Raw genomic sequence first — 18,200 nt, forward strand, 5'->3', positions numbered from 1 at the left:
AGCGGATCCCGCGCGGATCGGCGAGGCGGAGCGGTTGCTGGTGGAGCGGGCGGGTGGGCTGTCGCTCGACGAGGTGCGAAAGCTTGTGGCCCGGGCGGAGGCGTGGCTGGATCCGGACGGGGTCGCTCCGCGGGAGGAGCAGGCGCGGTCGGAGCGGTCGCTGACGATGTTCGAGCGTGATGGGGCGCTGCATCTGACTCTGCAGACCGACATCGCCTCGGGGGCGCCGATCCGGGCGGCGATCCACGCGTTCGTGGGAGCGACGTTCCAGGCGCGTGCGCAGGCGCCGGATCCGGAGGCGGGGGATGCCGATCATCGCACCGTGGCGATGATCCAGGCCGACGCGCTCGCCGCGATCTGCGAGCACGCGACCGCCTGCGACAACGGGGGGATGCCGGCCACCGGCGCGACCGTCGTGGTGCGGGTGGCGTTGGAGGACCTGACCGCGGGTACTGGCGTCGCGACGATCGACGGCACCGACCAGCCCGTGAGCATCAGCACCTGCCGACGCATCGCCGCCAGCGGGGGAGTGATCCCCGCCGTTCTCGGATCCGACAGCGAGATCCTGGACTGGGGGCGCGAGAGGCGACTGTTCACCCGGGCGCAACGCCTGGCCCTGGTCGAACGCGACGGCGGATGCGTCATGTGCGGGCTCCCACCGCAGATGACCAAAGCCCACCATGCGCGCTGGTGGCACCGGGATGCCGGGCCGACGGATCTGGCCAACGGGGTGCTGCTGTGCGAGTCGTGTCACCATCGCATCCACGACAACGGATGGGACATCCGCATCGACGGCACCGGCATCGCCGGACGGGTCTGGCTCATCCCACCCGCCACCGTCGACCCGACCCGCACCCCACGCCTCGGCGGTCGGGCCCGCTACGACATCGCCGCCTGAAAGCGCCTGCGTGACCGCGCCTGCCTGACTGCGCGAGGCTGCGCCCCCGTGACCGCGTGTGGCCGCGCCCGCGTCGCTCTGCCACCGCACCGCTGTGCCACCGCGCCGCTCTGCCACCGCGTCGCTCTGCCACCGCACCGCTGTGCCACCGCGCCGCTGTGCCACCGCGCCGCTGTGCCACCGCACCGCTGTGCCACCGTGGCTGTGCGCCAGCGCCACCGCGCCGCGTGACGGGGCTCATGTCGGTGGGCCCCCGGTAGGCTGAACCCATGGCTGCTGCGCGTACTCCTTCCCGAGGCGCGGCGGCGTCGGCCAAGATCCCGCAGGTCTCCTGGCGCGATCCGCGACCCGCTCCGATCGTGCTCGTATCCGGCCCCGAAGAGGTCTGCGCGGAGCGCGCGATCGCGGGTGTGCGCGACTACCTGCGCGCTGAGGATCCTGCCCTCGAAGTCACCGACGTCCGCGCCGACGACTACGCGCCGGGAACTCTCCTCTCGCTCACCTCCCCGTCGCTGTTCGGCGAACCCCGGCTGGTGCGCATCGCCGGCGTGGAGAAGTGCACCGACGCCTTCATCCAGGAGGCGGTGTCGTACCTCGAGCACCCGCAGGAGGGCGCGACGGTCATCCTGCGCCACACCGGCGCGAGTGTGCGCGGCAAGAAGCTGCTCGACGCCGTCAGAGCGGGCACCGGTGAGGGCATCGAGATCGCGTGTCCGGCGATCAAGCGCGACGGCGACCGGGTCGACTTCGCCGCCGGCGAATTCAAGGCGGCGAAGAAGCGCATCGCCCCCCCGGCGCTTCGGGCACTCGTCTCGGCGTTCGCCGACGATCTCACCGAGCTCGCCGCCGCCTGCCAGCAACTGATCGGCGACGTCGAGGGAGACATCACCGAAGAGGTCGTCACGAAGTACTACGGCGGCCGAGTCGAAGTCTCGGCCTTCGTCGTCGCCGACACCGCGATCGCCGGACGATACGGCGAGGCTCTCGTCGCGCTGCGGCACGCCCTGGCGTCGGGCGCCGACCCGGTGCCCATGGTCGCCGCATTCGCCATGAAGCTGCGCACCATGGCGCGCGTCGCAGGCAACCGCGAGCCGAGCCGTCAGCTCGCGCAGCGTCTCGGCATGAAGGACTGGCAGGTCGACCGTGCCCGCCGAGACCTCGCGGGGTGGAACGAGTACTCGCTCGGACTCGCGATCCAGGCGACCGCGCGGGCGGATGCCGAGGTCAAGGGCGCGGCGCGCGACCCGATCTTCGCGTTGGAGCGCATGCTGACCGTCATCGCCACCCGACGCCCCTTCGGAGAGGAATCATGAGACTGCTGCTCATCCGTCACGGACAGACGCCGAGCAACGTGATCGGCGCGCTCGACACGGGGCGGCCTGGCCCCGGCCTCACGCCGCTGGGTCATGCCCAGGCGGCGGCGATCCCCGCGGCTCTCGCCGACGAACGCGTCGACGCGATCTACGCCTCGCCCCTCGTGCGCACCCAGCTCACCGCCACCCCGTTCGCCCACGACCGAGGGCTGGCCATCGAGGTCGTCGAGGGGCTCGAGGAGATCTCCGCCGGCCGCTGGGAGATGCACAGCGACCGAGAGGCGATCGAGGGCTACGTCAATGCCGCGCGGCGCTGGCTCACCGGCGAACTCGACTTCGCGATCGAGGGCGGCGAGAGCGGCACGGAGTTCCTCGCGCGCTACGACGCCGCGATCGCCCACGTCGCATCCCGCAACGTCGACGGAGCGGCCGTCGTCGTCAGCCATGGTGCGGCGATCCGCGTCTGGGCCGCCGCACGACTCGACGGCATCGATCTCGACGACGCCGTGCACTGGCGCCTCTACAACACGGGCATGTGCGTCATCGAAGGCACCCCCGAGGAGGGTTGGCGCCTCGTATCGTGGCAGCAGGAGCCGCTCGGCGGCCTCGACCTGGAAGACCCGTCGGCCCTCGACGTCCCCGCCGAACCGGTGGGAGAGCCGGGCGAGCCGGTCGAGACACCGGCCGGCTGAACGCCGCCACGCCGCGCCACCGCCCTCCGCCACCGCACTCTGCGAGTAGAAGACGCAGCGAGTGCGAGACGCACAAGAAGACACGACGCACACGAGAAAGGGCCCGTCTCGATGAGACGGGCCCTTTCTCGTGTGGTCGATGCTCAGAGAGCGGAGACCTGCTTGGCGATCGCCGACTTGCGGTTCGCAGCCTGGTTCTGGTGGATGACACCCTTGCTGACGGCCTTGTCGAGCTTGCGGGACGCGTTCTTCACGGCAGCTTCGGCAGCGGCCTTGTCGCCCGAGGCGATAGCGGTGCGGGCGGCGCGGATGTGCGTCTTGAGCTCGCTCTTGACGGCCTTGTTGCGCTCGCGCGCCTTCTCGTTGGTCTTGTTGCGCTTGATCTGCGACTTGATGTTTGCCACGTGTGGACGCTTTCTGTACGGAGGTTGTTCGGAATGCCGGCAGAAGAAGAGGGCTTCCGCGCGGCGGTCGTGAGGGAAGAACCCACACGCAAGCCAAGAGTCGAGTCTACCAGCAGTCGAGGCGTTCCCCCTAAACGGGTGGACGCGGGTGCACAATCGACCTTATGACCGACAGCGCTCGTGTGGGAGCCCGCTGGATCACGCTGTTCACAGTCGCCTGGTTGGCTATCTGGATGGTGCAGCTCACCCCGGTGCAGCTCCTGCTCCCGCTTCAGCTCGACACGCCCGAGGACGACTGGATACGCGGGGTCGTCTCGTCGGGACTCGTGCTGGGGCTCGGCGGTCTGGCGGGCGTCGTCGCGGGTCCGGTCGCCGGAGCGCTCTCCGACCGCGCCGGTGCCGGGCGTCGGCGGCGTCGACCGTGGGCCCTCGGAGGAGCGCTGCTGACCGCAGCAGCCCTCATGGTCACCGGCTTCGCCGAGGGGCCATGGGCCGTCGGTCTGTCGTGGGTGGGCGTCTCGGTCGGCATCGCGGTCTCCTCGGCCGCCTTCACCGCACTGATCGCCGACCAGCTCCCCGAGACGCAGCGGGGCTCGGCATCCGCCGCCGTCGGGTCCAGTCAGGCCGTGGGTATCGTCCTGGGCGTCGGGGTGGTCGTGCTCCTGGGGCTCGATGTCCGCGACGGCTACCTGCTGCTGGCCGTGATCATCGCCGTCGCCGGCACGGCAGCCGCTCTGCTCCTCCCTGATCCTCCCGCTGCCGCACGGGTCGTGGCGGTGCAGCGACGCGGCGCGCTCCTCGCCTCGCTCCGGGACCGAGACTTCGCCTGGATGCTGTCTGGACGGCTCGTCACGAACATCGGGAACGCGCTCGGCACAGCCCTCTTCCTCTTCTTCTTGCTCCACGGACTGCATCAGGACACGGCGACCGCCCAGGACAACCTGCTTCTGCTCATCGTCGTCTACACGGTGTTCGTCGTGCTCGCGGCGGTGGTCACCGGCATCCTCTCCGACCGCTCCGGGAACCGTCGCACGCTCACCGTCGCCGCGACGCTCGTGCAGGCGACCTCCGGCGTCCTGATCGCCATCGTCCCGACGTTCGAGGCGACGATGGTGGCTGCCGCACTCATGGGCATCGGCTATGGCGCCTTCTCGACGGTCGGACTCGCGTTCGCCGCCGACCTGCTGCCCGATGAGAAGGATCACGCTCGCGATCTCGGCATCGTCACGGTGACTGCGGCGCTCGGTCAGCTGATCGGACCGGTGCTCGGCGCAGGGCTCGTGGCGCTCGTCGGCGGCTTCTGGCTCGTGTTCGCGGCGGCGGCGGTTTTCTCGCTCGCGGGCGGTCTGCTCACCGCTCGGGCGAGACGTGCGCAGTCGAATCGGCCTGCTCGGCGTCGACCGTCGCGATCGCCAGACGCAGCACCGCATTGAAAACCGCGGGTCGCATCGCTGTCACGAGGTGCGTCGTGCGCGGGACCACGATCAGCTCGGCGTGCGGGGCCAGTCGCTGGAAGAGGGCCTCGTTGATGCGCAGCTGGTCGTACTGCCCGTTCACGAACCAGAGCGGCACACGGATCCGCTCGACCGCGGTCGCGAGATCGAGCGCGGCCAGATTGCTCAGCGCGATGTCCTGCGTGTCGAGTGCATAGCCGCCGGCGGCGAAATCGGCTCGGGTGTCGACCGGGATCGTCGCATCGAGGATGCGTTTCGTGATCCACATGCCCCGGTCGGGCAGTCGGTCGACCGCGCGAGCGATCATCCGGTACGCGCGCAGTCCCGCGCCCCGGGGGAGCGCGGTGCAGGATGCCGCGACCAGCGCGGCCACCGGCGGCTTCTCCGCACCGCCGACGTAGGCGAGGCAGAGCAGACCGCCCATCGAATGGCCGACCAGCAACACCGGGCCGCGTGACGCGGCCTCCCGAACGGCCGCATCGATCGTGTGGAGGGCCTCGTGCAGAGTGAAGTCCTCCGCCATCCGGGTGCCATGGCCGGGCAGATCCACCGCGACGGCCGGGATGCCGGCCTCCTCGAGGTACGCGAGCTGCGAGCGCCACATCGTCGCGGACGTGCGGATGCCGTGCACGAGGACGATCTGGACGCTCACGCGTTCAGCATAGAGAAAGCGGGGCCGGTGGATACCCACCGGCCCCGCTCATGCGATCAGGAAGACCGCTTACTTCTCGTAGCCCACGTTCTCCACGGGCGTGATGCCGAAGAGGTCGAGACCCACGTAGGGCTCGGGCGTGAGGTTGGCGAGACCCTCCTTGACGGTCCAGATCTCCGGGCCGTTGAGGACCGGGATGATGCCCCAGGTCTTCGCGAAGATCTCGGACTCCATTTCCATGGCCTTCTTGGTCTGCTCCTCGGGGTCGGAGATCGTCTCCAGCTCCTCGTGGATCATCTTGTCGATCTCCTCGGTGCCGGTGCCCGACAGGTTCAGGCCGCTGTCCGAGCAGTACAGCTGGCAGAACCAGGCAGCACCGAACGGGTCGGACGACGTGAAGTTGAGGAAGAAGATGTCACCGTTCTGCGTGGTGTAGTCCTCGGCGAAGTCCGCCGACGGGCGGGTGTCGATCGTGACCTCCACGCCGACCTCCTTCAGCTGAGCCTGCACGGCCAGCGAACGAGCGCGCGCGGTCTCCGTGTCGGAGTGCACCGGGAAGACGAGCGACAGGCGCACGCCGTCCTTTTCGCGGATGCCGTCGGCACCCGGAACCCAGCCGGCCTCGTCGAGCAGCTTGTTCGCACCCTCGGTGTCACCGTCCTTGCGGCCGGCCTCCTCCAGAGCGTTCACGTAGTTCGGCTGGAACGAGAACAGCGTGAGGGAGCCGGCGGGCTCCTCGGTGTAGTTCAAGCCGTTGAAGACGATGTCCTTGACCTGCTCGATGCTGATCGCCTCGAAGACGGCCTTGCGGACCTCGAGCTCCGACAGAGCCGGGTTCGTCGAGTTCAGCGTGAAGATCGCGTTCGCCGTCGCCTGACCCTTGTAGGTCTTGACACCGTCGAGGCCCTCGACCTGGGCGAGGAGCTCGGCGCTGCCGGTCTCGGCCATGTCGACCTCGCCGTTGCGCAGGGCGTTGACCGCGGCGGTCGGCTCCATCTGGATGAAGGTCACCTTGTCGAGCAGCGGAGCGTTGCCCCACCACTTCTCGTTCGGGACGAGGGTGACGACGCCGCCGGTCTTGTCGTAGTCCTCGACGGTGTAGGGGCCGGCTGCCCACTCCGGGTGCCAGTCACCGAGGAACGCGGTGTTGAAGAGCTCCGGGGTGTTGACCGCCGGGTGCAGAAGCTGCGAGTAGACCATCTCGGGCCAGGCGAACTCGCCCTTGAAGGTGACGATGACGTCGCGGTCGTTCTCGCCGGCCTCGACGGATTCGATCTCCTTCCAGCCGTCGGTCGCGTTCGGCTGGTACTCCTCGTTCTCGCCGCTCTGAGCCATCCAGGTGGCCTTGAATGCGGTGACGTCGATCGGAGTGCCGTCGTTCCAGACGGCCTTCTCGTTGACCTTGAAGTGAAGGACGGTCTTGCCGTCTTCGACACCGAAGGAGTAGTCGTCGAGGTACGCGTCGTTCTTCTTGACCGTGCCGTCCGGATCCATGAGGAGGATCTGCGGGCGGAACCACGTGCCGATCTGCGTGACGCGTGCGTCGCCGTCGCTGTGGAAGTAGTTCAGCTGCTCCGCGATGTTCGAGACGGGGATGCGCAGCTCGCCGCCCTCTGCGAGGTTCTCGCGAGGCTGCGGGTTGTAGTCCGCGCCTTCGACCGTCTGGGGGCTGTCGCCCTCGCCGCCGTTGCCGCCGCCGTTGCCTGCCGGCGCACAACCGCTCATGACGAGTGCGAAGGCGGCGCCGAGAGCAGCGATGCCCATCAGCTTCTGATGCCGTTTCATGGTACTCCTTAGTGCCTGTCGGCCTATCTTGGGGATGAGGGCAGAATAACTCTGCGTCTCACGGGCGAAACCGTCTGCGCGCCGTTCGTTATCGGACTGTGCATAACGGGATACTGCTCAGCTGACGGCGGCCGTTTCGGGGTCGAAGCCGTCCACAGGGAGGATGATCCGCTCGCGGGTGCGCTCGATGTCGGGGTCGGGGATCGGGATCGCCGACAGCAGTGCCTTGGTGTAGGGATGCTGTGGCGCGTCGAAGACCTGGTCGACGTCGCCGTGCTCGACGAACTCGCCCTTGTACATGACGGCCACCCGATCGGCGATGTGCCGCACCACCGCGAGGTCGTGCGCGACGAAGAGGTACGACAGCCCCATCTTCGCCTTGAGCTCGTCGAGCAGGTTGATGACGCCGGCCTGGATCGACACGTCAAGCGCCGACACGGGCTCGTCGAGCACGACGACCTTCGGGTTCGTGGACAGTGCCCGCGCGATGCCGATGCGCTGACGCTGACCGCCCGAGAACGCCTGCGGGAACCGATCGCTATGCGCGGGGTCGAGACCGACGAGACCCATCAGCTCCTCGACGCGGTCGAACACCTCATCGCGGCTCATCCCGATCGCGAACATCGGCTCGGCGATGATGTCCCACACCGTCATGCGCGGGTCGAGCGCGCCCATCGGATCCTGGAACACGATCTGGAGGTCGCGGCGGAGCCGGCGCTCCTCGGCGCGGTTCTTGATGTCAGCGACGCTCGTGCCGCCGATGCGGATGTCGCCGTCCTCCTGCTTCACGAGATCCATGATCTGCAGCAGCGTCGTGGTCTTGCCCGAGCCGGACTCGCCCACGATCGCGAGGGTCTCGCCCTGTCGCACATCGAAGCTGATGCCCTTGACGGCGTGCACCTCGCCCACCTTGCGCTTGAACAGCGCGCCCTTCATGAGCGGGAAGGTCTTGGTGAGGTTGATCGCCTGCAGGGTGATCGGCCGCTCTTCGCGGGGAACCCTCGTGAGGCTGCCCTCGGGGATCTCCGGCGCGGGGAACACGGGGAGTCCGCCGATGGTGGCGTCGTCGTCGATGTCGTCGGCACGGATGCAGGCGACCGTGTGACTCGCGTGTCCGTCGGTGGAGACGGGCAGCAGGTCGGGCTCGCGCTCCCGGCAGGCGTCGATCGCGATCGGGCACCGAGCCGCGAAGGGGCAGGCGTCGGGCAGGTCGATGAGGAGCGGCGGGTTGCCCTTGATCGGGATCAGCGGCACCTTCTCGGTCTTGTCGACGCGCGGGATGGCGCCGAGCAGGCCGATCGAGTACGGCATCCGCGTGCGGTAGAAGAGTTCGCGCACGGGGGCGTGCTCCACGGGCTTGCCCGCGTACATCACGAGCACGTCGTCGGCCGTCTTCGCCACGACCCCCATGTCGTGGGTGATCATGATCATCGCGGCGCCGGTCTCCTGCTGGGCGGTCGCCATGAGCTCCAGGATCTGTGCCTGGATGGTGACGTCGAGCGCCGTGGTCGGCTCGTCGGCGATGATCAGCTTCGGATCGTTGGCCATCGCGATGGCGATCACGACGCGCTGACGCATACCGCCCGAGAACTCGTGCGGGAACGACTTCATCCGACGTTCGGGCTCGGGGATGCCGACGAGCGTCAGCAGCTCGACCGATCGCTCCCAGGCCGCCTTCTTCGAGAGGCTGCGGTGCACCGTGAGAGCTTCGATCAGCTGGTCGCCGACCGTGAACACCGGGGTGAGCGAGGTCAGCGGGTCCTGGAACACCATCGCCATGCCGTTGCCCCGGATCACCGAGAGCTGCTTGTCGGTCTTCCCCAGCAGCTCCTGACCGTCGTACACGATGGAGCCGGTGATCCTGGCGTTCTCGTCGAGGAGGCCCATGATCGCGAGCGACGTGACGGACTTGCCGGAACCGGATTCGCCGACGATGCCGAGCGTCTTGCCCGCCTCCAGGTCGAACGAGACGCCACGGACGGCATCCACGCGCCCGGCCTCGGAGGGGAAGCTGACCCTGAGGTCGCGGACGGAGAGAACGGTACTCATGCGCGACCTCCAGCCGCCGAGGTCGGATCGAGGGCGTCGCGGAGACCGTCGGCGATGAGCGCCATCGAGACGGTGAGCAGGGTCAGTGCCGCGGCGGGGAAGTAGAACAGCCAGGGAGCGCTCACGAGCGTGCTCGAGCCGTAGCCGATCAGGGCGCCGAGAGAGACGTCCGGCAGCTTCACGCCGAAGCCGAGGAACGACAGCGCCGTCTCGGTCAGCACGGCGGAGACGACGCCGAGCGTGAAGTTGATGACCAATAGCGAGCCGATGTTCGGCAGCATGTGCCGGAGCACGACGCGCATGCCGGACAGCCCCGCGTAGCGGGCCGCGTGCACGTACTCGCGCTCACGGATCGAGAGCGACAGCGTCCAGATGATGCGGGCGGGGAAGAACCAGCCGACGATGAAGACCATCACGAGCGAGATGACCAGCCAGTTGCCGCCCGCGTCGTTGGAGATCATCGCGAGGATGAGGAAGTTCGGCACGACCATCATGAAGTGGATGATCGCGAGCATGATGCGCTCGTACGCCCCGCCGAAGTAGGCGGCGGTCGTGCCGACGATCGCCGAGACGACGGTCGTGCCGACGGCGACGAGCGCGGCGATCATCATCGAGCGCTGGAGCCCGACGGCGACCTGCGCGAAGTTGTCGTTGCCCGACCCGTTCGTGCCGAACCAGTGATCGGCCGACGGCCCCTTGCGCAGCGCCAGGAAGTCGAGGTCGGTGTGGCTGTAGGGAGCGATGAGCGGTCCCACGATCGCGAACAGGATGAGCGCCGCGAGGATGACCACGCCGATCACGGCGCCGCGGTTGCGCAGGAAGCGTCGCGTGTAGAGCGACAACATCGTGGTGCGCTTACGGCTCCTCGGCTTCTGCGGCTGCTCGGTGATCTCAGGGGAGACCCCGATGGCTTCCAGGGACATCAGCTCACCCGCACTCTCGGATCGAGGACGACGACGGTCACGTCGGCGAGGATGGCGCCGATCGCCGTCATCAGGGCGCCGAATGCCGCGACCGCGACGACGCCGTGAATGTCGTTGTTGTTGAGGGTCGTGATGAAGTACCGACCCATTCCGTTCCAGTTGAAGATCGTCTCCGTCAGCACTGCGCCCGTGAACACGGCGGGGATCGTGAAGGCGACCTGCGTCGTGACCGGAATGAGCGACGTGCGCAGGGCGTGCTTCCGGATCGCCTGCTGCTTCGTGAGGCCCTTCGCCCGAGCGGTGCGCACGTAGTCGGCCTTGATGTTGTCGAGCAGGAGCGAGCGCTGCAGGAAGTGGATCTGCGCGTAGCCCGTGATGACGAGCCCCAATGTGGGCAGCGTGAGATGTTGCAGCACGTCTATGAGGACGGGGAAGAACCCTTGGACCCCCGGACTGGAAGACCCTGTGACGTAGAAGACGGTCGTGCCCACGGCGTTGTTGAAGGCGATCGCCAGCAGCACCAGCGCGAAGCCGGCGACGACGGTCGGGATGTTCATCGTGATGATGCTGGTGCCCTGGCCGATGCGGTCGGCGAGCTTGTACTGGCGCGATGCGGTGTAGACGCCGAGCGCGATGCCGAGCACGGTCGTGATGATCGTGGCGCCGAGCACGAGTTCCGCGCTGACCCAGACGCGATACGCGACCTGCTCGTTGACCGACTCCCCGGTCGGGCCGAGACCCCAGTCCCACCGGAGGATGATGCCGGAGAACCAGGTCCACCACCGCTCGACGAGCGGCACCGACTCGCTGAGGTTGCGTGGGCGGAGCAGGTTGTCGATCTGCTCCGGGGAGAGCGGCGGGCGCCGACCGACGTAGTTGTTCTCCGGATCGAGGTACAGCCACGCGAGGAAGTAGGTGATGTTCGTCGCGATGACGATCATCAGCAACCAGCCCAGCAGGCGGCGCACGAGATACTTGATCAAGGTGTTGATTCTTTCTCTTTTACAGACGCGCGCGGGATCTGCCGACGCAACGCTGAGCCGGAGGACAGTCAATCACCATCTGCCGATCTGCGCGACACGACACCTGCACTCGAATGTGACGGAGTCTCGTCGCTCACGGAATCCGGTTTCGGGGTCGGCTCCCGGGCAACCTGGGCAGAATATCACCGGATTCGGCGAATCGAGCATCGACGGCGCGTCACCGTAGAATCGTCAGGACATGTCACCACGCGCCCTCACTCCGCTTCAGCCTGCCGCGACGCCTGCGACGCAGATCCGCAACTTCTGCATCATCGCGCACATCGATCACGGCAAGTCGACCCTCGCCGACCGGATGCTCCAGATCACCGGAGTGGTCTCCGACCGCGACATGCGGGCGCAGTATCTCGACCGTATGGACATCGAGCGCGAGCGCGGCATCACCATCAAGAGCCAGGCCGTGCGGATGCCGTGGGAGCTCGACGGTCAGACCTTCGCGCTGAACATGATCGACACCCCGGGGCACGTCGACTTCACCTACGAGGTCTCCCGCTCGCTGGCCGCGTGCGAGGGCGCGATCCTGCTCGTCGACGCCGCGCAGGGCATCGAGGCGCAGACGCTGGCGAACCTCTACCTCGCTCTCGAGAACGACCTGCACATCATCCCCGTGCTGAACAAGATCGACCTGCCGGCCGCCGACCCCGAGAAGTACGCCAAGGAGCTCGCGGCGTTGATCGGCGGCAAGCCCGAGGACGTGCTGCGCGTCTCCGGCAAGACCGGCGTGGGCGTCGAGGAGCTGCTCGATCGTCTTGTCCAGGAGATCCCCGCGCCCGTGGGCGACGCCGAGGCCCCGGCGCGGGCGATGATCTTCGACTCGGTCTACGACGCCTACCGCGGCGTCGTCACCTACGTGCGCATGGTCGACGGCAGCCTCTCGCCGCGCGAGCGCATCCAGATGATGTCGACCGGCGCCAACCACGAGGCGCTCGAGGTCGGCGTGTCGAGCCCGGAGCCCACGCCCACCAAGGGGCTGGGCGTCGGCGAGGTGGGCTACCTCATCACGGGCGTGAAGGATGTGCGCCAGTCGAAGGTCGGCGACACGATCACGAACGCCAGGAAGCCCGCATCCGAACCGCTCTCGGGGTACACCGACCCGAAGCCGATGGTGTTCTCTGGTATCTACCCGATCGACGGCAGCGACTACGCGGAACTCCGTGAGGCGCTCGACAAGCTGAAGCTGTCCGACGCGTCGCTGCAGTACGAGCCGGAGACGTCGGTCGCGCTCGGCTTCGGGTTCCGCTGCGGCTTCCTCGGCCTCCTCCACCTCGAGATCATCACCGAGCGTCTCGCCCGCGAGTTCGGGCTCGACCTCATCACGACCGCGCCGAGCGTGATCTACGAGGTCGTGACCTCGGACACGGGGGAGACCGTCACGGTCACGAACCCCAGCGAGTATCCCGATGGCCGTATCGGCTCTGTGTCCGAGCCCATGGTCAACACGGCGATCCTGCTCCCGAAGGACTACGTCGGCACCGTCATGGAGCTGTGTCAGTCGCGCCGAGGCACGCTCCTCGGAATGGAGTACTTCTCGGAGGAGCGCGTCGAGCTGCGGTACACCATGCCCCTCGGCGAGATCGTCTTCGACTTCTTCGACCAGCTGAAGTCGAAGACCCAGGGCTACGCGTCGCTCGACTACGAGCCGGCGGGCCAGCAGGAGGCCGACCTCGTGAAGGTCGACATCCTCCTGCAGGGCGACAAGGTCGACGCGTTCAGCTCGATCGTGCACCGCGACAAGGCCTATGCCTACGGCACTCTCATGACCGAGCGACTGCGCAAGCTCATCCCTCGCCAGAACTTCGAGGTGCCGATCCAGGCCGCGATCGGTGCGCGGATCATCGCCCGCGAGACCATCCGCGCGCTCCGGAAGGACGTGCTCGCGAAGTGCTACGGCGGTGACATCAGTCGCAAGCGCAAGCTCCTCGAGAAGCAGAAGGAGGGCAAGAAGCGCATGAAGATGGTGGGCCGCGTCGAGGTTCCGCAGGAGGCGTTCATCGCCGCGCTCTCCGGCGACGTCGAAGGCAAGGACAAGAAGTAGATCGGGTCTCCCGGTGCTCGTCCAGGACACCCGGGTAGGCTGGTCGGCATGCGGCGCGGGACTTTCCGAGACGACACGGTCGACTATGCGGCGGTGGGTGCGACCCATGCGCCCGATCTGATGCAGTATCCGCCGGAGCGCAGCATCCCCGCCGAGAACTCCTGGCGCATCGGCAGCGGTGAGGAGCGTTTCCGGACAGCCGGCGAAGCGCTTCTGTCGTGGACGGCGCAGCGCGCGTCCGGACTCCGCGTCGAAGACGTGCGCCCGGCCCCGGGGCCCGCGTACGCGGGCGTCAGCTTCGACGCCGAGGGCACCCCGATCGCCCCCAGCAAGAACGAGATCGAGCAGCGGTTCGACGCGGAGGGCACGCCTTTCGTCGGTCCTGGCATGACCCTGCGCCTGCGCGGACGCGTCGCCAACATGCACGCCGACGCCGAACTCCGTGTCATCTCGGTGACCGAGGAGAAGCGCCGCATCGGCTTCGTGCTCGGCACCGTCGGCGGATCGGTCGTCCGCGGCGAGGAGTCGTTCGACATCGAGTGGCGCGACGACGACGAGGTGTGGTTCACCGTCCGAGCGTTCGACGCCCCGAGCTCGCTGCTCTACCGGCTCGTCCCGGCGCTCGTGAAGCGGCGCCGCCGCGAGCTGTTCGCCCGCTACCTGCGGGCCATCTCGCCGCTGTACGCGACCCCCGTCTGATGGCCGGCCCCCTTCCCCTCGGAAATCCCGCCCCCGCTGACGGACGCCTTCCGGCCGACCTGCCTATCGACGCGGCCGTGCCCTTCTCGGCCTACCTCCACATCCCGTTCTGCACCGTGCGATGCGGGTACTGCGACTTCAACACCTACACGTCGACCGAATTGCGCGGTGCCAAGCAGGAGGACTACGCCTCGACGCTGATCGGCGAGATCGGGCTCGCCCAGCGTGTGCTGTCCGAAGCCGGCGCGTTGCGCCCGATGGACACGGTCTTCTTCGGCGGAGGGACGCCGACCCTCCTTCCCGCAGGAGACCTGGCGCGGATGCTGGGAGCAGCGACCTCGGCCTTCGGCCTCGCCGACGGCGCCGAGGTGACCGTCGAAGCCAACCCCGACACCGTCACCCCCGAGGTCGCCCGCACGCTCGCGGAGGCGGGCGTGACGAGACTCTCGATCGGGATGCAGTCGGCGGTGCCGCACGTGCTCGCCGCTCTCGACCGCACCCACCGACCCGAGAACGTGCGCACCGCGGTGGCGGCAGCCAAGGATGCCGGGCTCGCTGTGAGCGTCGACCTGATCTACGGCGCCCCGGGTGAATCTCTCGGAGACTGGGAGGCCTCTCTCGACGCGGCTCTGGAGCTCGAGTCCGATCACGTCTCGGCCTACGCGCTGATCATCGAGGACGGCACCAAGCTCGCTCGGCAGATCCGCCGCGGCGAGGTCCCGATGCCCGACGACGACCTGCAGGCCGACATGTACGAGCTTGCCGACCGACGCCTCGCCGAGGCCGGCTTCGACTGGTACGAGGTCAGCAACTGGGCGCGCACGCCCGAGCAGCGCTCGCGCCACAACCTCGCCTACTGGCGCGGAAGCGACTGGTGGGGATTCGGGCCGGGAGCCCACAGCCACGTCGCGGGGCTGCGCTGGTGGAACGTGAAGCACCCCGCGGCGTACGCGCAGCGGCTCGCGGCATCCGAATCGCCGGCGGCGGGCACGGAGCGGCCCGACGAGAAGTCGCGGATGCTGGAGCGCGTCCTGCTGCTCAGTCGGATCCGCGAGGGCATCGCGGTCGACGAACTGCAGGCGGACAAGCGAGTGCGGGTCGCCGGACTCATCGCCGACGGGCTCGTCGACCCTGCAGCCGCCTTGCGCGGGCGCGTGCAGCTCACCCTCCGCGGACGTCTGCTCGCCGACGCGGTGGTGCGAGAACTCACGGACTGAGCCGCGACGCGGCAGCCGCCGCGTCCTTCGCGGGCGCGTTCAGCGCGGAGGCGCGCGCGGCGAGTAGAATTGGCACTCGTAACCGGTGAGTGCCAGACGAGGGGAGTCGTGATGGTCAGCGAAAGAGGCCTCCAGGTGCTCCGTGCCATCGTGCAGGACTACGTCGAGACGCATGAGCCGGTCGGCAGCCGGTCGATCGTCGACCGCTACTCGTTCGGCGTCTCGGCCGCCACGATCCGCAACGACATGGCTCTGCTCGAAGACGAGGAGCTCATCGCGGCGCCGCACACCTCCTCCGGTCGCGTTCCGACCGACAAGGGCTACCGCGTCTTCGTCGACCACCTCGCCCAGCTGCGTCCTCTCTCGGGAGCGCAGCGCACCGCGATCGAGTCCTTCCTGACCGACCCGGCCGACCTCGACGACCTCATGGCGCGCACGGTGCGGGTGCTCACGCAGCTCACCGGCCAGGTCGCCCTCGCGCAGTACCCGTCGTTCGCGCGGGCGCAGCTCACCCACATCGAGCTGGTCGCCCTCGCTCCCAACCGTCTCCTCGTGGTGCTCGTGACGGATGCGGGCGGCGTCTCCCAGCGCATCGCGCCGCTCCCCGCCGACGTCGACGAGTCCGACATGGCGCTCCTGCGGGCTCGCCTGTCGGCGCTCCTGACCGGGCGCGCGGTCAGCGACGCCGCCGAACGCCTTCAGGGTCTGCTCGACGCCGAGGAGCACGCGAAGGACGCCGTGCTCCGCGCGCTCGCGACCGTGATCGTCGAGGAGCTGGGCACCTTCCGGCAGGAACGGCTCGTCATGGCGGGTGCCGCCACGCTCGCGCGACGGGAACAGGACTTCCGCGGCAGCATCCACCCTCTTCTCGAGGCGATCGAGGAGCAGGTGACCCTCATCCGGCTGATGAGCGAGATGGAGGCGGATGCTCAGGGGCTCGCCGCGAGCATCGGCACCGAGAACGCGTCGTTCGGCCTCGATGAGGCGTCGATCGTCGCGAGCAACTACGCGGCGCGCTCCGGCACCGCACGCGTCGGCGTGATGGGACCGACGCGCATGGACTATCCGAGCAACCTCGCGGCAGCACGGGCGGTCGCCCGCTACCTGTCGCGACTGCTCGACGAAGACGAGGCCGCCCGCTGACGCGGACGACCAGGACTACACGCAGAAGGGCCATTGTGGCGGACCACTACGAGGTACTCGGCGTCTCGCGCGACGCATCGACGGACGAGATCAAGAAGGCGTACCGGCGTCTCGCACGCCAGCTGCACCCGGACGTGAATCCGGGCGAGGAGGCGGCGGAGAAGTTCAAGCTCGTCACGCACGCGTACGACGTGCTGAGCGACGACGAGTCCCGTCGTCGATACGACATGGGCGGGGGAGACGGAGCCGCAGGCAACTTCGGAGGTTTCGGCGGCTTCGGCGACATCTTCGAGACGTTCTTCGGAGCTGCTCAGGGCGGCGGACGCGGTGCCCGGCCCCGGTCCCGCCGCGAGCGGGGTCAGGACGCGCTCGTGCGCGTCTCACTCGACCTCGGCGACGTCGTGTTCGGCGCTCACCGCGACATCGAGGTCGATACCGCAGTGCTCTGCGAGACCTGCAAGGGTTCGTGCTGCCAGGAGGGCACATCGCCCGTCACGTGCGATATCTGCGGCGGCACCGGGCACGTGCAGCGCCAGGTGCGCAGCCTGCTCGGCAACGTCGTCACGTCGCAGCCGTGCGGGACGTGCGAGGGGTACGGCACGACCATCCCGTACCCGTGCGGCACGTGCGGCGGTCAGGGGCGCGTGCGCTCCCGTCGGACCGTTTCTCTCGACATCCCCGCCGGCGTCGAGACGGGCCTGCGCCTGCAGCTGCCCGGCTCGGGCGAGGTCGGCAAGGCGGGCGGCCCGAACGGCGACCTGTACGTCGAGGTGACGGTGAACCCGCACCCCGCGTTCAGCCGCGACGGCGACGATCTGCTCGCCACTCTCGAGGTCGCGATGACCGACGCCATCCTCGGCACCGAGACGACGATCCAGGGCTTGGACGGAGAGGTCGACCTCGAGATCCGGCCGGGCGTGCAGTCGGGCGATGTCCTGACGATCAAGGGGCGCGGGATCACGCCGCTGCGCGGCAGCCAGCGCGGAGACCTCCGCGTCGGAGTCCAGGTGCTCACCCCGACCAAGATCGACTCGGCCCAGCGCGCGCTCATCGAGGACTTCGCGAAGAAGACGAAGGCGCCTGCCCCGCAGCTCGCGCAGTTCCAGCAGGGTCTGTTCTCGAAGCTGCGCGACCGCTTCCGCTCGCACTGATCCGGGGAACGAGATGGCACTCCATTTCCTCGTCGAATCGTCGTCGGATGCCGCGGTCGGCGATCTCGTGGCGCTCACCGGCGCGGAGGCCAAGCACGCCGCGGTGGTGCGGCGGCTGCGTGTCGGCGAGCGGGTGACGGTCGGCGACGGTCGCGGGGTGTGGCTCACGGGGGAGGCCGAGCAGGTGTCGCCGTCCCTGGTCGAGGTGCGCGTGAGCGCGCGTCGGATGAGCGAAGCCCCGAGCCCGAGGCTCGTGCTCGTGCAGGCCCTCGCGAAGGGCGACCGAGACGAGCTCGCCGTGCAGGCGGCGTGCGAGCTCGGAGTCGACGAGATCGTGCCGTGGCAGGCGAGTCGCAGCGTATCGCGCTGGGAGGGACCGAAGGCGGCGAAGGGGCGAGAACGCTGGGCGACGATCGTGCGCGAGGCAGCCAAGCAGGCGCATCGCGCCTGGGTGCCCGAGGTCACGTCGCCCGTGACGACCAGAGATCTCGTCGCCCGCGCCGCCACCCAGCGGGTGGTGCTGCTCGACCCCACTGCTCCGACGCGTCTGTCCGCTCTGGAGCCCGATGGGCGCGACCTCGTGCTCGTCGTGGGACCCGAGGGCGGCATCTCCGACGATGAGATCTCGGCACTCGAGGCCGCGGGTGCCGAGCGGGCGCTGCTCGGCGACACGGTGCTTCGCACCTCGACCGCCGGACCCGCGGCGATCGCGGTCCTGTCGGTCGCCCTCGGTCGCTGGTGATCC

At 68.6% G+C, this 18,200-nt stretch carries 16 protein-coding genes; 10 read left to right on the forward strand and 6 right to left on the reverse strand.

Annotation, left to right across the window (positions count from 1 at the left end):
• The 3 genes from RAC81_RS16765 to RAC81_RS16775 form a co-directional block, all read left to right on the forward strand.
• Nucleotides 1-898: DUF222 domain-containing protein (locus tag RAC81_RS16765; RefSeq protein ID WP_375083415.1), on the forward strand; the 898-nt coding region annotated here is incomplete at its 5' end.
• A gap of 269 nt (nt 899-1,167) precedes the next feature.
• Nucleotides 1,168-2,211 carry a DNA polymerase III subunit delta gene (gene holA / locus RAC81_RS16770; protein WP_375083416.1) on the forward strand — a complete coding sequence of 348 codons (1,044 nt, stop codon included), beginning with the start codon at nt 1,168-1,170 and terminating at the stop codon, nt 2,209-2,211.
• A complete protein-coding gene (locus RAC81_RS16775; protein ID WP_375083417.1) occupies nt 2,208-2,903 on the forward strand; it encodes a histidine phosphatase family protein in 696 nt (231 codons plus the stop codon). Before holA ends, RAC81_RS16775 begins: the two co-directional genes overlap by 4 nt.
• Before the next feature lie 143 nt (nt 2,904-3,046).
• On the opposite strand, the gene rpsT is transcribed toward RAC81_RS16775, so the two are convergent.
• Nucleotides 3,047-3,307 (reverse strand): 30S ribosomal protein S20, encoded by a 261-nt coding sequence (gene rpsT, locus RAC81_RS16780; RefSeq protein ID WP_251588152.1) that lies wholly within the window; start codon nt 3,305-3,307, stop codon nt 3,047-3,049.
• A 164-nt stretch (nt 3,308-3,471) separates the two neighbouring features.
• Here rpsT and RAC81_RS16785 point away from each other — a divergent pair, with 164 nt between their 5' ends.
• Entirely contained in the window at nt 3,472-4,740 is a 1,269-nt protein-coding gene (locus RAC81_RS16785) for an MFS transporter (protein WP_375083418.1), read from the forward strand.
• On the opposite strand, the gene RAC81_RS16790 is transcribed toward RAC81_RS16785, so the two are convergent.
• The 5 genes from RAC81_RS16790 to RAC81_RS16810 form a co-directional block, all read right to left on the reverse strand.
• Nucleotides 4,658-5,413 (reverse strand): alpha/beta fold hydrolase, encoded by a 756-nt coding sequence (locus tag RAC81_RS16790; RefSeq protein ID WP_375083419.1) that lies wholly within the window; start codon nt 5,411-5,413, stop codon nt 4,658-4,660. The two genes, RAC81_RS16785 and RAC81_RS16790, sit on opposite strands and share 83 nt — an antisense overlap.
• Nucleotides 5,414-5,482: 69 nt before the next feature.
• Entirely contained in the window at nt 5,483-7,198 is a 1,716-nt protein-coding gene (locus RAC81_RS16795) for an ABC transporter family substrate-binding protein (protein ID WP_375083420.1), read from the reverse strand.
• A gap of 117 nt (nt 7,199-7,315) precedes the next feature.
• A complete protein-coding gene (locus tag RAC81_RS16800; protein ID WP_375083421.1) occupies nt 7,316-9,247 on the reverse strand; it encodes a dipeptide ABC transporter ATP-binding protein in 1,932 nt (643 codons plus the stop codon).
• Nucleotides 9,244-10,170, reverse strand: coding sequence for an ABC transporter permease (locus RAC81_RS16805; RefSeq protein WP_096715548.1), 927 nt, complete (start codon nt 10,168-10,170; stop codon nt 9,244-9,246). Before RAC81_RS16805 ends, RAC81_RS16800 begins: the two co-directional genes overlap by 4 nt.
• Nucleotides 10,170-11,153, reverse strand: a complete 984-nt coding sequence (locus RAC81_RS16810) for an ABC transporter permease (RefSeq protein ID WP_096715547.1) — start codon at nt 11,151-11,153, stop codon at nt 10,170-10,172. Before RAC81_RS16810 ends, RAC81_RS16805 begins: the two co-directional genes overlap by 1 nt.
• Before the next feature lie 238 nt (nt 11,154-11,391).
• Between RAC81_RS16810 and lepA the strand changes: the two genes are divergently transcribed.
• The 6 genes from lepA to RAC81_RS16840 all read left to right on the forward strand — a co-directional run bounded on the left by lepA (nt 11,392) and on the right by RAC81_RS16840 (nt 18,197).
• Nucleotides 11,392-13,245 (forward strand): translation elongation factor 4, encoded by a 1,854-nt coding sequence (gene lepA, locus RAC81_RS16815; protein WP_096715546.1) that lies wholly within the window; start codon nt 11,392-11,394, stop codon nt 13,243-13,245.
• 48 nt (nt 13,246-13,293) lie between these two features.
• Nucleotides 13,294-13,944, forward strand: a complete 651-nt coding sequence (locus RAC81_RS16820) for a DUF1990 family protein (protein ID WP_375083422.1) — start codon at nt 13,294-13,296, stop codon at nt 13,942-13,944.
• The gene (gene hemW, locus RAC81_RS16825) at nt 13,944-15,161 is read left to right on the forward strand and encodes a radical SAM family heme chaperone HemW (RefSeq protein WP_375083423.1); all 1,218 of its coding nucleotides are present in this window, start codon (nt 13,944-13,946) and stop codon (nt 15,159-15,161) included. The genes RAC81_RS16820 and hemW overlap by 1 nt, the downstream gene beginning before the upstream one ends.
• 111 nt (nt 15,162-15,272) lie before the next feature.
• Nucleotides 15,273-16,304: a heat-inducible transcriptional repressor HrcA gene (gene hrcA / locus RAC81_RS16830; RefSeq protein WP_375083424.1), complete on the forward strand. Its 1,032-nt coding sequence runs from the start codon at nt 15,273-15,275 to the stop codon at nt 16,302-16,304.
• A 35-nt stretch (nt 16,305-16,339) separates the two neighbouring features.
• Nucleotides 16,340-17,455 carry a molecular chaperone DnaJ gene (dnaJ, locus tag RAC81_RS16835; RefSeq protein WP_375083425.1) on the forward strand — a complete coding sequence of 372 codons (1,116 nt, stop codon included), beginning with the start codon at nt 16,340-16,342 and terminating at the stop codon, nt 17,453-17,455.
• A gap of 13 nt (nt 17,456-17,468) precedes the next feature.
• Nucleotides 17,469-18,197, forward strand: coding sequence for a 16S rRNA (uracil(1498)-N(3))-methyltransferase (locus RAC81_RS16840; RefSeq protein WP_375083426.1), 729 nt, complete (start codon nt 17,469-17,471; stop codon nt 18,195-18,197).
• The last annotated feature ends 3 nt before the right edge of the window (nt 18,198-18,200 follow it).

It is taken from the genome of Microbacterium sp. CR_7 (genome assembly GCF_041954755.1).
Taxonomy (GTDB): domain Bacteria; phylum Actinomycetota; class Actinomycetes; order Actinomycetales; family Microbacteriaceae; genus Microbacterium.

Bases quoted from the DNA above. Each gene is read 5' to 3' on its own strand.
- hemW (WP_375083423.1), top strand. From the start codon at position 13,944: ATGGCCGGCCCCCTTCCCCTCGGAAATCCCGCCCCCGCTGACGGACGC.
- RAC81_RS16805 (WP_096715548.1), bottom strand. From the start codon at position 10,170: ATGTCCCTGGAAGCCATCGGGGTCTCCCCTGAGATCACCGAGCAGCCG.
- RAC81_RS16800 (WP_375083421.1), bottom strand. From the start codon at position 9,247: ATGAGTACCGTTCTCTCCGTCCGCGACCTCAGGGTCAGCTTCCCCTCC.
- lepA (WP_096715546.1), top strand. From the start codon at position 11,392: ATGTCACCACGCGCCCTCACTCCGCTTCAGCCTGCCGCGACGCCTGCG.
- hrcA (WP_375083424.1), top strand. From the start codon at position 15,273: ATGGTCAGCGAAAGAGGCCTCCAGGTGCTCCGTGCCATCGTGCAGGAC.
- RAC81_RS16795 (WP_375083420.1), bottom strand. From the start codon at position 7,198: ATGAAACGGCATCAGAAGCTGATGGGCATCGCTGCTCTCGGCGCCGCC.
- RAC81_RS16775 (WP_375083417.1), top strand. From the start codon at position 2,208: ATGAGACTGCTGCTCATCCGTCACGGACAGACGCCGAGCAACGTGATC.
- holA (WP_375083416.1), top strand. From the start codon at position 1,168: ATGGCTGCTGCGCGTACTCCTTCCCGAGGCGCGGCGGCGTCGGCCAAG.
- RAC81_RS16840 (WP_375083426.1), top strand. From the start codon at position 17,469: ATGGCACTCCATTTCCTCGTCGAATCGTCGTCGGATGCCGCGGTCGGC.
- RAC81_RS16785 (WP_375083418.1), top strand. From the start codon at position 3,472: ATGACCGACAGCGCTCGTGTGGGAGCCCGCTGGATCACGCTGTTCACA.
- RAC81_RS16820 (WP_375083422.1), top strand. From the start codon at position 13,294: ATGCGGCGCGGGACTTTCCGAGACGACACGGTCGACTATGCGGCGGTG.